This is a genomic window from Peribacillus sp. 05N428 (genome assembly GCF_056397085.1).
On record NZ_JBFTMS010000023.1, the window covers coordinates 1 to 13,098 of the forward strand.

14 protein-coding genes are annotated in these 13,098 nt (G+C 41.6%); 5 read left to right on the forward strand and 9 right to left on the reverse strand.

The window, feature by feature from the left end; all coding sequences use genetic code 11:
- Positions 1 to 184: 184 nt before the first annotated feature.
- Positions 185 to 1,573, reverse strand: a complete 1,389-nt coding sequence (locus AC1DIV_RS19145) for an amino acid permease (RefSeq protein WP_323599119.1) — start codon at positions 1,571 to 1,573, stop codon at positions 185 to 187.
- A gap of 523 nt (positions 1,574 to 2,096) precedes the next feature.
- Here AC1DIV_RS19145 and AC1DIV_RS19150 point away from each other — a divergent pair.
- The 3 genes from AC1DIV_RS19150 to AC1DIV_RS19160 all read left to right on the forward strand — a co-directional run bounded on the left by AC1DIV_RS19150 (position 2,097) and on the right by AC1DIV_RS19160 (position 4,398).
- Positions 2,097 to 2,264, forward strand: a complete 168-nt coding sequence (locus AC1DIV_RS19150) for a YezD family protein (RefSeq protein ID WP_251538764.1) — start codon at positions 2,097 to 2,099, stop codon at positions 2,262 to 2,264.
- Between the two features lie 660 nt (positions 2,265 to 2,924).
- Positions 2,925 to 3,710: a serine hydrolase gene (locus AC1DIV_RS19155; RefSeq protein WP_340875414.1), complete on the forward strand. Its 786-nt coding sequence runs from the start codon at positions 2,925 to 2,927 to the stop codon at positions 3,708 to 3,710.
- An 88-nt stretch (positions 3,711 to 3,798) separates the two neighbouring features.
- The gene (locus AC1DIV_RS19160; RefSeq protein ID WP_340878475.1) at positions 3,799 to 4,398 is read left to right on the forward strand and encodes a YdcF family protein; all 600 of its coding nucleotides are present in this window, start codon (positions 3,799 to 3,801) and stop codon (positions 4,396 to 4,398) included.
- A gap of 32 nt (positions 4,399 to 4,430) precedes the next feature.
- On the opposite strand, the gene AC1DIV_RS19165 is transcribed toward AC1DIV_RS19160, so the two are convergent.
- A complete protein-coding gene (locus AC1DIV_RS19165) occupies positions 4,431 to 4,691 on the reverse strand; it encodes a hypothetical protein (protein ID WP_048687304.1) in 261 nt (86 codons plus the stop codon).
- A 289-nt stretch (positions 4,692 to 4,980) separates the two neighbouring features.
- Here AC1DIV_RS19165 and cspC point away from each other — a divergent pair, with 289 nt between their 5' ends.
- Positions 4,981 to 5,181 carry a cold shock protein CspC gene (cspC, locus tag AC1DIV_RS19170; protein ID WP_034314312.1) on the forward strand — a complete coding sequence of 67 codons (201 nt, stop codon included), beginning with the start codon at positions 4,981 to 4,983 and terminating at the stop codon, positions 5,179 to 5,181.
- Positions 5,182 to 5,306: 125 nt separating this feature from the next.
- On the opposite strand, the gene AC1DIV_RS19175 is transcribed toward cspC, so the two are convergent.
- The 3 genes from AC1DIV_RS19175 to AC1DIV_RS19185 form a co-directional block, all read right to left on the reverse strand.
- Complete coding sequence (locus AC1DIV_RS19175; protein WP_164855016.1) at positions 5,307 to 5,474, reverse strand: hypothetical protein; 168 nt, start codon at positions 5,472 to 5,474, stop codon at positions 5,307 to 5,309.
- A 369-nt stretch (positions 5,475 to 5,843) separates the two neighbouring features.
- Positions 5,844 to 7,076: an aminopeptidase gene (locus AC1DIV_RS19180; protein WP_340875419.1), complete on the reverse strand. Its 1,233-nt coding sequence runs from the start codon at positions 7,074 to 7,076 to the stop codon at positions 5,844 to 5,846.
- A gap of 292 nt (positions 7,077 to 7,368) precedes the next feature.
- The gene (locus tag AC1DIV_RS19185; RefSeq protein WP_340875421.1) at positions 7,369 to 8,856 is read right to left on the reverse strand and encodes an aldehyde dehydrogenase family protein; all 1,488 of its coding nucleotides are present in this window, start codon (positions 8,854 to 8,856) and stop codon (positions 7,369 to 7,371) included.
- A gap of 270 nt (positions 8,857 to 9,126) precedes the next feature.
- Here AC1DIV_RS19185 and AC1DIV_RS19190 point away from each other — a divergent pair, with 270 nt between their 5' ends.
- Entirely contained in the window at positions 9,127 to 10,332 is a 1,206-nt protein-coding gene (locus tag AC1DIV_RS19190) for an MFS transporter (protein WP_323599117.1), read from the forward strand.
- A 38-nt stretch (positions 10,333 to 10,370) separates the two neighbouring features.
- Here the strand turns inward: AC1DIV_RS19190 and thiE are convergent, their stop codons facing one another.
- From thiE to thiW, 4 genes are read right to left on the reverse strand one after another with little or no spacing between them, the layout of a single operon-like run.
- A complete protein-coding gene (thiE, locus tag AC1DIV_RS19195; RefSeq protein ID WP_063596409.1) occupies positions 10,371 to 11,003 on the reverse strand; it encodes a thiamine phosphate synthase in 633 nt (210 codons plus the stop codon).
- Positions 10,984 to 11,799, reverse strand: coding sequence for a hydroxyethylthiazole kinase (gene thiM, locus AC1DIV_RS19200; protein WP_340875427.1), 816 nt, complete (start codon positions 11,797 to 11,799; stop codon positions 10,984 to 10,986). Before thiM ends, thiE begins: the two co-directional genes overlap by 20 nt.
- Positions 11,796 to 12,602, reverse strand: coding sequence for a bifunctional hydroxymethylpyrimidine kinase/phosphomethylpyrimidine kinase (gene thiD / locus AC1DIV_RS19205; RefSeq protein ID WP_340875430.1), 807 nt, complete (start codon positions 12,600 to 12,602; stop codon positions 11,796 to 11,798). The genes thiM and thiD overlap by 4 nt, the downstream gene beginning before the upstream one ends.
- Positions 12,571 to 13,092, reverse strand: a complete 522-nt coding sequence (gene thiW, locus AC1DIV_RS19210) for an energy coupling factor transporter S component ThiW (RefSeq protein WP_340878476.1) — start codon at positions 13,090 to 13,092, stop codon at positions 12,571 to 12,573. Before thiW ends, thiD begins: the two co-directional genes overlap by 32 nt.
- Between the last annotated feature and the right edge of the window lie 6 nt (positions 13,093 to 13,098).

Consider the following 13,098-nt stretch of genomic DNA (forward strand, 5'->3'; position numbering starts at 1 on the left):
CTAGGGGAGACCCCGCAGGCGAAAGCCGAGGAGGCTCCCCGACCGCCCGCGGAAAGCGAGTGCCTGGAGTGGAAAATCAACGGCCAAATTGTACAACTCATAAAAAATAGACAAACTCGATTTTCATCGAGTTTGTCTACAGTCTGAAACACCTAGGCATTTAAAAATGCCTAGGTGTTTAAGGTTATGCTTTTTTTCTCATCCAGAGTGGGTATAGGATGATTCCGAATACATATAAGGCAATGCCAAGTATGAATGTATTCATATCGGCTGTACCTGTCTTGATGACCCAGATCGAGTAGATTAACGCCAAGATTGTAATAATGCCATCACGTATCCTTGAGCCTTTCATGATGTCATAGGTTTCCCCGGTCATCACCAGTTTCAATTGATACAGAACGGATGCAAGGTACGGGATCAAGTAAGCAAGTGTAGCGACGATCATCGAAAATTTATAAGCCTCCAAAATCGTACCTGAAATAGTGGAGAATAAGAATATCTGTGTCATGATATTTGTTATAGTCATAGAACGGACAGGTGTGCCATTTTTGTTTGCTTTCGCAAAATAGGCCGGGAACAAGTCCGATTTCGCTGCCTGGTAAGGAACTTCCGAGGCAACGACAATCCATCCGATCGTCGATCCCAATAAGGAAATGACGGCAAGAGCAGCCATTATATACGTGCCGCTTGAACCAACTACTGCTTGTAGTGCGTCAACAAGCGGTTTTTGTGATATTTTCAACTCGTCTTGTGATATGGCACCCATCGTCAATAAAGTAATGCCGATATAAATGGCAACAGCGATAAGTAAACCAAGAATCGTCGCTTTCTTTACATCATTTTGTGACTTGGCACGGTTTGAAAGCATGACGGCAGCTTCGATACCGATGAAGGCCCATAATGTTGAAATGGCAGCAGCGTTCACTTGATCTCCTAAAGAGATTGCAGTTCCCGCCTTATCATAAAATTCAGCTCCGTTTCCTAGATTGGAAGTATCGAAGATGAATATCGTGATAATGATGAAAAATAAGAATCCAAGCACTTTGGTAACTGTAGCAAAAAGATTCATTTTCCCAGCACTGTTAAAACTTCTTACCAAGATTGCTTGAATCCCCCAAAGGGCAGCGGAACATACCGCAAACGTTAATGCTTTACCTAGTTCAAGTTGAAACGAACCCGCTGTATAAATCACTTTTGGACTATGCATCACAGGGAAAAACGTTGATAGATAACCAGCAAATGAAATGATGACAGAAGCTGTCGCAGCCCAATTCGCAGCCCAATACCCCCAAGCCATGCTATACCCTGAAACTCTTCCTTTAACAGGAGATTTAAATAATGATTGGGCATAACTTTGCGGTCCAGCCTTCAAATCAGGTTTCCGGACTGCCAGGTTACCAAACACCAAAGCAATTAGAAAAACTCCAAGTCCAGTAACGATCCATGCAAATGTGGCCCCTAACGGACTGGATACCTGTGCTAATTGAGCAGGGAGCATGAAAATTCCGCCGCCGACCATATTTCCAATTACGAAAGTGGTCAAAATCAATAAACCCCATTTTTTATTTACCATTTATATCGAACCTTTCTTAAATACAAAGTGTGTGTTAATACCGACAACTTATACTAAAATAGTATATCTCAAATAGTTTAGTTTGGTAAAGTGGTAAATAAGTAAAATGTAAAAGGCGGACTAATCAGAAAATTTAAACACAGGATTGACAAAAGGATAAAATTGGATTATATTAGTAAATACCAAGTTAGTTGGTAAGAATAATACGGTTTGACACATTAAATCGTATTTTTCTATAACATTTGCCATTCCTGAATATTGCCGATTAGTCAACTAAAGGCACCCTTACATCTAATCTGTTAGATGGCGGGTGCCTTTTATTTTTTATAGGGAAGGGAGGGAATATGGAGTTCCTATTAACTGGTTATTCTTATACGGAAAGTTAAGTGATGAGGATATGATAGGTAAACCAAGTTCCCAAGAACACATTGAAAGTGGGAAGTGCACATGTGCTTGTCGTGCGAACCTTTTTAACATTAGGCATGAAACGAAGCTTTATTACCAGTAGTGAAGGGGAGATATTATGGAAAAGAAAGAAGAATTGAAAATCAGGCATATCATTTCAAGGTTGGAAGATCTGCAATATGGATCGGTTTTAATAACCGTACATGATGGTGAAATCACACAGGTCGATACCACGGAGAAGAAACGATTCCCATTAGTGAAGGGCCGTGCCGTTAAAGTTAGATGAATGACAGGCATTAAAGGAGCCTTCAATATGAAGGCTCTCAGATTGTAGACAAACTCGATTAAAATCGAGTTTGTCTATTTTTATGGCTTGTACAATTTGAACGTTGATTTCCACTACAGGCACTCGCTTTCCGCGGGCGGTCCGGGAGCCTCCTCGGCGCTCGTCGCGCCTGCGGGGTCTCCCTTGGACGCGCTTTTCCCGCAGGAGTCTCGTACCCTCCGTTCCAATCAACTTTGTTTAAAAATTCAGATGGGGCCCCCCTTTTGTCTACAAACTCAATATTAATTAAGATTGCCTACAATTTTTTGAGGGAGTGTAAAATATGAACGTTGATTTCCACTACAGGCACTCGTTTTCCACGGGCGGTCCGGGAGCCTCCTCGGCGCTCGTGGCGCCTGTGGGGTTTCCCTTGGACGTGCTTTTCCCGCAGGAGTCTCGTACCCTCCGTTCCAATCAACTTTGTTTAAAAATTCAGATTGGGAACCCTTTTGTCTACAAACTCGGAGCTTTCGGTATGAAGGCTCTTTTTTTATACAAAAATTTATTCAATTTGGAATTTCTAATAAGATTGTACTGCTTTTAACATGGTAGAATAAGTTAGGGTATAAGGGAGTTTTTTATAGGGGTTTAAATGATATCTAAGGGAGGAACAGGGAATAGATGACCATACAAACTATAGAACATGATATCTTGGCATTAGTTGAAACATTTAATGGGAGAATCGCATATAAAATTGAAAATGGTCTTGGTGACACGATTGGATATCACGAGAATGAATCCTTTCAATCAGCGAGTTTGATCAAAATACCAATGATCATCGAAGGTTATCGTCAAAGTGAACAAAAGAAAATCTATTTGAACCAACCAGTGACCATCCCGCCTAGTGAAGTGACTGGGGGATCTGGGGTCCTGCATGTCTTATCGAATAAGGTATTTTTGACCGTAGAGGATTTATTGACATTGATGATAACTGTTTCCGACAATACATCCACGAATATGATGATGAACCTGTTGGGCTTTGAAGAAATCAATCAATGCATCAAGGAACTTGGTTTGAAAAATACTGTCCTTGAACGAAAAATGCAGGATTTTAAGGCATTAAAAGAAGGGCGCGACAATACCATATCGGCAGAAGATACGATTACCTGCTTAAAAGCCATACATACAGGCAACTTTTTAACGAAAGAAAGCCGGGAAAAAATATTGCATGTATTTGACAACCAACAATTAAGGGATAAACTTCCATCGCTGATGGGCAGAGGAGTCAAGGTCGCAAGCAAAACGGGCGGAATTCGGGGAGTTGCCCATGATTGTGCAATCATTCGTTCAGAAACACAAACTGTTTATGCTGCAGTTCTTACTGAAGATATGAAATCAGAGGAAGAAAGCCGTCAAGTAATCAGTAAAATTGGGAAAATGATATATGATGATATGGTCGCAGAATAAACTGTCGATTGAGAAGAGAGGGAAGTCTTTCATGATTTCCCTCTCTTCGATCTTAGTTATATAGGAGTTAGTGGAATTGGATAAGAATATGAAGCGGGGAAAAATTTTGAAAAGGACGATGAAACTTTTTTGTGTAATAAGTGTCATTGCGGTACTGGGGTATTTTGGATTTTTGCACATGAAAATTCAGGAAAGCATTCGCCAGCAAATTCCGGAGAATGCCGATTACCTCATGATTCTTGGAGCAAGGGTCAAAGGTTCGGTTCCATCATTATCCTTACAATACAGGATTGATAAAGCTGCAGAATATTTATCGGCGAATAAACATACAGTGGTCATTGTATCTAGCGGCAAAGGACCGGGTGAAGATATATCGGAAGCAAAAGCAATGCAACAGGGGCTAATCGCCCAAGGAATTGAAGAAGCACGCATCATGATGGAAGACAAATCTACAACAACTCACGAAAATATTGTTTTCTCAAAAGAACTCATTCCTGATACAGCAACTTCAGGGTTAATCGTTAGCAATGACTTTCATATCTACCGGGCAGTCGAAATAGCAAAAAAAGAAGGCTTGGATATGAAGGGATTGCCGGCAAAGACACCAAAAGTGTCACTGTTGAAATCATATACCCGTGAATATCTGGCAATTACCAAATACTATTTGACCGGGTTGATTGGGAGGTAACTTCGAATTCTCTAAAAGGTGGGGTGCTTTCATTATTCGACTTCCACGACAACATTAGGAACTTGCCAAAAATCTTTCTCTTGATATAGCTCCTTAAGTGTCTTATAAACGGGATAACCGGTATAGGAAATCTCGACTCGATCATCAGCATCCACTTCTTCTACATCTATATCATCAACAAAACCAAGTTGATCATCAATTTCCATTAAATAATACCCGAGTGCCTCATACCCGCTATAGGCTACAATAACCTTACTGTCAAATCCGCTATTAGAAACTTTGTAATATTTCATTGAGTGACCTCCTTGTTGATAATTCTTTAAGTGAAAATCGTACTGTTTCTTATTACTCTGATATACCCATTAATTACTATCTGAATCATTAAATTGGATAAATAAAGAAAATAAGAAGGCAAAAAGAATGTGGACCATCTTTAAATAATCACTGGAAAATTTGCTATCTGCATCAATTCATGTTAATCTAATAAAGAATTGTTTTTGGTTGTGGAAGAGGATACTCGTTATTTTCCAAATGATTAAAAATAGTAATACAATGTGTGTTATGCACTAGGAGGCAACAACAATGGAACAAGGTACAGTTAAATGGTTTAATGCAGAAAAAGGTTTTGGATTTATCGAACGCGAAAACGGAGACGATGTATTCGTACATTTCTCAGCTATCCAAAGCGAAGGCTTCAAATCTTTAGACGAAGGTCAAAAAGTAACTTTCGAAGTTGAGCAAGGTGCACGTGGAGCTCAAGCTGCTAACGTTCAAAAAGCTTAATTTTAAAATTAAATCGTAACCTATATGAACAGACTTCCTCGATGGGAGTCTGTTTTTTATTGTGCTATAAAATGAAAGCAAAAAAAAATCCCACTCTGACTGAGTAGGTTTTTAGTGACTTGTCATTAAGCTTTTTTTAATTCTTCTTCAAAGAAAAAAGTAGTCGGATGTTCTTTAACAGTATAAGAATATCTCTTCATGTTTTTTACATATGCCCATTTATTAATGGTTACTGATTCATTAGTATCCTGAATGGTTACTGTTTCACCAGTATTATACTTATTGCTTTTCAATTTAGCCACCCTCTTTAATAATAGTATAACATATTTGGCAATGAAAGATGTGTTCAACATATTCCAATGATATATTGCGTATAAAAAACAGACTATGCATATGGCAATGAGCCTAATTATATTGAGTGTTGTATAGAGAAAGTTAATGGGTCATGTTTTAGGATGAACAAGGAGTGGATGTCACAATATGGGATTAAGCGGGGGCAGGCCAAGTTATAGTGAATGAACTTACTCGAAAGCAAGGAGTCGATATTACTACGGGCTTGTCTCCCTTTTTGGGCATGAAAAAACAGCCACATGTTCCCAGGTACAGCAGAAATCACGTGGCTGAAGATTTTCAAGTGATGGACGGGTCTTAAGGCCGGTTAATTAAAACGCCCAATCGCCATTACGGAAGACAGGTTCTGAAGTGCCGTCCTGTTTGATGCCGTCGATGTTCATTTTCTCCGATCCAATCATGAAATCGACATGTGTAAGGCTTTCATTCAGTCCATTTTCTGCAAGTTCTTCTGGACTCATGTTTTTTCCGCCTTCAATACAGAAAGCATAGGAGCTGCCGATAGCGAGATGGTTTGATGCATTTTCATCAAATAATGTGTTGAAGAATAAAACATTCGATTGGGAAATCGGTGAGTTGAATGGAACAAGCGCGACTTCACCAAGGTAGTGTGAACCTTCATCCGTTTCAACCAATTGCTTTAGGATTTCTTCCCCTTCTTCTGCTTTTACTTCAATGATCCGTCCTTCCTTAAACGTCACGGAAAAATTATTGATGATGTTTCCGCCGTAACTAAGGGGTTTTGTACTGGAAACGGTACCGTTAACGCCTGTTTTCAATGGAACTGTAAACACTTCTTCGGTTGGCATATTAGCCATGAATTCATGCCCCTGTACGTTAACGCTTCCTGCCCCGACCCAAAGATGTTTGTCGGGTAATTCGATTGTCAGATCGGTTCCAGGAGCCGTATAGTGCAATTTTTGGTAATGCTTATCATTTAAATAATCAACCTTTTCATGCAGGGTATCATCGTGTTTTTTCCAGGCTTCCACAGGATATTTCACATCAACACGAACTGCTTTGAAAATGGCTTCCCATAGCAGATCAACACGTTTTCCTTCTGCTTCTTCAGGGAATACTTTATCAGCCCAAGCCTTTGAAGGGACGGCAACTATGGACCAGCTCACTTTATCGGATTGCATATACTGACGCCACTTCTTCAGTGCTGTCCCGGATGCTTTTTGGTAGTTGGCAATCCTTTCAGGCTTTACACCTTTTAGTAAGTCAGGGCTGGAGGAGATGACGGATAGATAAGCAGCTCCGTTTTCTGCGAGTTCAATCGTTTCCTCTGCGCGCCACTTTGGATATTCGTGGAACACCTCATCCGGAGCCAATTCATATTTGGTACGTGAAACGATATCGTCATTCCAATTAACGATGACATTGCGCGCACCGTTTTCATATGCCTTTTTTACAATTAGACGCACAAGGTCAGCACCCTCTAATGTTGTGTTTACGACCAAGGTTTGATCTTGTTGGATGTTTACGCCGACTTTTACGGCAAGTTCTGCATATTTTTCTAAATTCGTTTGAAAATCACTCATCATTTAAAACTCCTTTTCCATTTTCTACGTTTTCAATTGTACTTTTTGTCATATAAAAAAGAAACTTTTTACATCGTTTGTGAAAACTACTCGAATACGAAGGAGTTCATTATAACCGGCAGGGAGCTGCTTCAGCAGCTATTTTGTCTATCTTGCATTTTACCAAAACTAAAGAAGGAAAGACTATTGAAAAGGTTTGAATAGTTGAATAATTTGATGATTTGGTGCAGTGAATCAATGGACTGAAAGAAAGAGGGCCTCTTTGAGACCCTCTTTCTTAATAGTCAGTAAATCATTTACCCAAATTAATCCAGACACTTTTCACTTCAGAATAGTTGTCCAGTGCATAAGATCCCATTTCACGTCCGATTCCGGATTGTTTGTAGCCGCCGAACGGAGAAGCTGCGTCGAACGCGTTATAACAGTTCACCCATACGGTACCGGCACGGAGTTTTCCTGCAACATAATGGGCATTGGCTATATCGCTTGTCCATAAGCCGGCAGCCAAACCATATTCACTGGCATTTGCACGGTGAATGACATCATCTAAATCTTCGAATGGCATTGCCGCTATGACCGGTCCGAAAATCTCTTCTTTAGCAATCGTCATATCCTCTTCAACACCAGCGAATATAGTAGGAGAAACAAAGTAGCCTTGTTCACCCGGTTTATTTCCGCCGACAAGAACTTCCGCACCCTCGTTTTTCCCTTTTTCAATATAGCCCATTACCCGATTTTGCTGCTCTTCGGAAACAAGCGGTCCAATTTGTGTACTTGGATCTAGGCCTATCCCTTGTTTGATGTTTTTTGCATGGCTGGCCATATCGGCAACAACATTATCATAATGTTTCTTTTGGATATAAACCCTTGAACCGGCACAGCATACCTGGCCTTGGTTAAACATGACCCCATTCAAAGCTCCAGGAATGGCTTTTGAGAAATCCGCATCAGGCAGGATGATGTTTGGCGATTTCCCTCCAAGTTCCAATGTGACCCGTTTCAATGAATATGAAGCGGAACGCATGATCAATTTTCCAACTTCGGTCGAACCGGTAAATGCAATTTTATTTACTTGCGGATGGTCGACAAGCGCTTGTCCAGCGGTTTCACCAAAACCGGGAACGATATTGACGACCCCATCAGGGAAACCGGCTTCAGCCAATAATTCAGCCAGGTAAAGAGCGGAAAGCGGTGTTTGCTCAGCGGGCTTTAATATGACCGTACAACCTGTAGCAAGTGCCGCTCCCAGTTTCCACATCGCCATAAGAAGCGGAAAGTTCCAAGGGATGATTTGGCCGACAACACCAACAGCCTCGTGTTTTGTGTAGTTAAAGTAATTTCCGCTTACCGGGATGGTCTGTCCAACAATCTTGGTGGACCAGCCAGCAAAATATCTCATATGTTCAATTGCTAAAGGAATGTCGGCATTTGTAGTTTCACTGATTGGTTTCCCATTATCCAACGTTTCCAATTGAGCAAGTTCAGTTTTATTTTCTTCCATTAAATCTGCTAGTTTATACATCAGTCTACTGCGTGCAGCTGCGCTCATTCTTGACCAAGGACCTTCATCGAATGCTTTGCGTGCAGCTTTGACGGCTAAGTCGATATCTTCTTTATCAGCTTCATAAACATCGGCAAGTTTTTGTCCTGTAGCAGGATTAGGAGTGGAGAAGGTTTTTTTTGAAGCACTTTCTACAAACTGACCATTAATATAAAGCTTTTTTGGTCCTGTTAAAAATTTTTGCAGCTTTCCACTTACTTCTAACGTTAGATTTGTCATTAATTACCCTCCTGAATAAAATGTTTATCTTGGGCAAAACATGATGACTTATTGTTAACGCTATGATTGCCAATTTTTATGATAAATGAAAAAAAGGGAATATTCAATCTATAACATTCGACAGAATATCCAAGATTTCTTCATCTATTAAAAAAATGTAGTATTATTTTGTCATGACATGTGTAATTACTATAGCAAAAATGAAAGTTAATAGTTAAAATGAAAAAGGATAAAATAACAAGAAGGTCTAAAGTTCTTCAGGAGGAATATATGGGAAATAATACGAAAATGATATCGCAGCGTAAGTTACTTGGTGTTGCGGGTCTTGGTTGGATGTTCGATGCACTTGATGTCGGTATGCTTTCTTTCATCATTGTTGCATTAAAGCAGGATTGGAACTTAACCAGTGAGCAGGTTGGCTGGATTGGGAGCATAAACTCCATAGGAATGGCTGTTGGCGCGGTATTCTTTGGTGCGATGGCCGACAGGGTCGGACGAAAGAATGTCTTTATCATTACATTATTATTGTTTTCGATCGCAAGCGGCCTGTCTGCAGCAGTCAGTACACTCAGCCTGTTCTTGATATTGCGTTTTTTGATTGGAATGGGACTTGGGGGAGAACTCCCGGTTGCCTCGACATTGGTCTCTGAAAGTGTTGAAGCGAGTAAAAGGGGAAGGGTCGTCGTCCTTCTTGAAAGCTTTTGGGCGGTTGGCTGGATTTTGGCAGCACTCATATCCTATTTCATCATACCGGCTTATGGTTGGCGGGTTGCATTATTATTGAGCGCAGTTCCAGCTTTATATGCGCTGTATCTGCGCTTGAAACTGCCGGATTCACCAAAGTATACGGAACTTGAAAAAAAGCAAAGACCATCTGTATTAAGCAATATGAAAAGTGTCTGGAAAAAGGAATACTCCCGTCAGACACTTGTATTGTGGATTCTATGGTTTTGCGTGGTCTTTTCCTATTATGGGATGTTTTTATGGCTGCCAAGTGTTATGGTCCTTAAAGGCTTCAGCATGATTCAAAGCTTTGAATATGTTTTGATCATGACGCTTGCACAGCTTCCGGGCTATTTTTCAGCTGCATGGCTGATAGAGAAGATGGGACGTAAATTCGTTTTGATCACATACTTAATTGGAACGGCCGTCAGTGCCTTTTTCTTTGGATCGGCAGAGGGGCTGGCACTGCTGATAGTTTCCGGAATGTTCCTCTCTTTCTTCAACCTAGGGGCATGGGGTGCACTTTATGCGTATACACCTGAGCAGTATCCAACATCCGTTCGCGGTACAGGGGCTGGGTTAGCTGCAGGGATCGGGAGAATTGGCGGTGTTCTGGGACCTTTGCTTGTAGGGTATCTAGTTGCCGCAGACACACCGATTTCATCGATTTTCACCATTTTTACAATTGCTATTTTAGTGGGGGCAGTTGCCGTGGCTTTTGGGAAGGAAACAAAGAATACCGTTTTGACATAAACAAAGGATGGGGACTGCATGCAGTCTCCATCCTTTTGTTATTTAAAGTCTTTTATTATTTTTAAAAGGGATTCGGAGGCAGTCTTCGGATTATTTGCATTCATGATGGCCGATACGACTGCGGTACCTGATAGTCCGCTATCAGAAAGAGCGGAAATGTTATCGGCAGTGATACCCCCGATGGCTACTGCGGGAATGGATACGCCGCGGCAAATTCCCCCCAGATCCTCAAGTGCCATTAGGGTTGCATCTTGTTTGGTCTTGGTGGGGAAAACGGAACCTACTCCGATATAATCGGCTCCATTTCGTTCGGCTTCGAGAGCTTCTTCAAGAGTGGAGACAGATACACCGACAATCATATCTTCAGGAACCATTTTTTTGACGACAGGCAGTGGGAGGTCATCTTGTCCAATATGAATTCCGTCCGCTCCAACCGCAAGTGCTATATCCACCCGGTCATTGATGATAAGGGGAATGGAAAGCTCATTCAATAACTGTTTTAATGCAGATGCTTTTTTATAAAAGGAGAGGGAGGAATTGTTTTTCTCTCTAAGTTGTACGATCGAGACTCCTCCTGAAACCGATTCTGCAATGATTTTGGTCAATTCTTCTATTGCTATGGACTCTTCCGTAACTAAATACAGGCTTAAATCAATTTGCGACTTCTTCACTTAGTTTCACCTCATGCATCCAGATTTCCTTATCCATTCTTGATATGGCATCGATTAATCGCACACGGAAAGTACCTGTTCCTTCATCCTTTTGAAGGGTTGAGGCTGCCAGTTCCCCTGATATGCTCATTGTTGATATACCGGCAATTGCGGCAGAATAGAAATCATCGGTGACTCCGGAAAAAGTTCCGATAAGAGCAGTGGACATGCATCCGGTACCTGTAACATTAGTTAAAAGGAGGTTCCCGTTATCGATGATGGACGTATGTTTTCCATCGCTGACCGCATCCTTAGCTCCGCTGACCACGATGATGCTATTCAATTCATTTGCCGCTTGTGCAGCCAGCTCGGCATTGCTAATCGCAAGTTCCCCCGAATCCACTCCGCGTGTAACGGTATCCCCACCCATCATTGACAGGATTTCACTCGCATTTCCGCGAATGATTTGGAAAGTAACCTTACTTAGGAGCTCTTTGACTTGCTCTGTACGATAGGAGGTGGCACCAACTCCCACCGGGTCCAAAATGACCGGGATGTCCAGGGCATTTGCCGTTTTACCGGCAATCTCCATTGCTTCCAAGGCTTTATCATCGATCGTACCGAAATTCAGGACCAATGCATTTGCTAATTTGACCATATCCGCCACTTCTCTTGGGCTCGATGTCATTACTGGTGAACCTCCGATGGCAAGGGTGGCATTTGCACAGTCATTGACCGTAACAAAGTTTGTGATTTGGTGAACGAGTGGTTTCCTTTCTCTTACCTTCATAAATAAATCGGCTGAAGAAATCTTCATAACAAGTCACTCCGTTCTTTTTTTGAATATGAATGAAAATGATGGACAGGTCCATGACCTTTACCGATTGAAAAGCTATTGCTTATCGCTTCGGAAATATAGGTCTTGGCTTGTTCGATCGAGACTTGCAATGGCAGTCCATTTGCCAGGTTAGATGTAATGGCGGATGATAGGGTGCAGCCCGTACCATGAGTGTTTTTGGTATGAATGCGCTCTCCCTTGATCCAGTGGAAGTCAGTACCATCATAAAAAAGATCATTTGGATTTCCTGCTGCATGGCCGCCTTTAAGTAAAACGGCTTTGGGACCCATTTCTTGTATCGAAATGCATGCCCTGTAGAAATCTTGTTTCGTCCGAATCGGGAAGCCAGTAAGTACTTCCGCTTCTGGTACATTGGGTGTTACAAGAGTTGCAAGCGGAAGCAATTCCGTTTTTAAGGCAGAGACGGCCTTTTCGTCGAGCAAATGGTGGCCGCTTTTGGAAATCATGACAGGGTCAAGGATAACGATGGCAGGCATGAAGGTTTTAAGGGACGCAGCGACCGTTTCCACGATTTCTTTAGATCCAAGCATGCCTATTTTTACTGCATCGACAGGAATATCTTCAAAGATAGCTGCAATTTGATCCGATATGATAGCTGTTTCAATGGGCTGTACAGAACGGACTTCCATTGTGTTTTGGGCGGTTACGGCTGTGATGGCAGACATTCCAAATACACCATGTGCAGAAAATGTTTTTAAATCCGCTTGTATTCCAGCACCGCCCCCTGAATCAGAGCCTGCGATCGTTAATGCTGTTTTCATAAAAAAACCCCTTCATATAATTATTTTTTAGCAGTATTTTAAGTAATATGAAAGCTAAAATCGCCCCTGCGAATGAACTGAACATAAAAGCCGGTAAAAAACCAAAAAGAGCAGCTTTTTCTCCCAATAGGAGGGTTGCAAGCGGATAACAGGCCAGGGAACCGAGAATGCCGGTCCCGATCACTTCCCCTAAACAGGCGAATTTTAAGCTTTGTGTTTTTCGATAAAGGATGGCGGCCAAAAGTGCACCAATCATGCTGCCGGGAAAGGCGAAAATTGAACCGGTACCAGACATGTTTCTAATGATGGAAACTAAAAAAGCTTGTGTCACAGCATATGTAGGCCCCAATAGAACCGCCGTCAGGACATTTGCCAGATGTTGAATAGGAAAGATTTTTGCAAATCCTGCAGGGATGAAAATAAATGAACTGGTCAGCGTCGTTAAAGCCGTGATCATGGCTGTCAATGTCAGTTTCTTGATAGGATTCATCCTCAT

Excerpts from the sequence above, each read along its gene's own strand:
- AC1DIV_RS19145 (WP_323599119.1), bottom strand. The coding sequence starts at position 1,573 with ATGGTAAATAAAAAATGGGGTTTATTGATTTTGACCACTTTCGTAATT.
- AC1DIV_RS19150 (WP_251538764.1), top strand. The coding sequence starts at position 2,097 with ATGGAAAAGAAAGAAGAATTGAAAATCAGGCATATCATTTCAAGGTTG.
- AC1DIV_RS19155 (WP_340875414.1), top strand. The coding sequence starts at position 2,925 with ATGACCATACAAACTATAGAACATGATATCTTGGCATTAGTTGAAACA.
- AC1DIV_RS19160 (WP_340878475.1), top strand. The coding sequence starts at position 3,799 with ATGAAGCGGGGAAAAATTTTGAAAAGGACGATGAAACTTTTTTGTGTA.
- AC1DIV_RS19165 (WP_048687304.1), bottom strand. The coding sequence starts at position 4,691 with ATGAAATATTACAAAGTTTCTAATAGCGGATTTGACAGTAAGGTTATT.
- cspC (WP_034314312.1), top strand. The coding sequence starts at position 4,981 with ATGGAACAAGGTACAGTTAAATGGTTTAATGCAGAAAAAGGTTTTGGA.
- AC1DIV_RS19180 (WP_340875419.1), bottom strand. The coding sequence starts at position 7,076 with ATGAGTGATTTTCAAACGAATTTAGAAAAATATGCAGAACTTGCCGTA.
- AC1DIV_RS19185 (WP_340875421.1), bottom strand. The coding sequence starts at position 8,856 with ATGACAAATCTAACGTTAGAAGTAAGTGGAAAGCTGCAAAAATTTTTA.
- AC1DIV_RS19190 (WP_323599117.1), top strand. The coding sequence starts at position 9,127 with ATGGGAAATAATACGAAAATGATATCGCAGCGTAAGTTACTTGGTGTT.
- thiM (WP_340875427.1), bottom strand. The coding sequence starts at position 11,799 with ATGAAGATTTCTTCAGCCGATTTATTTATGAAGGTAAGAGAAAGGAAA.
- thiD (WP_340875430.1), bottom strand. The coding sequence starts at position 12,602 with ATGAAAACAGCATTAACGATCGCAGGCTCTGATTCAGGGGGCGGTGCT.
- thiW (WP_340878476.1), bottom strand. The coding sequence starts at position 13,092 with ATGAATCCTATCAAGAAACTGACATTGACAGCCATGATCACGGCTTTA.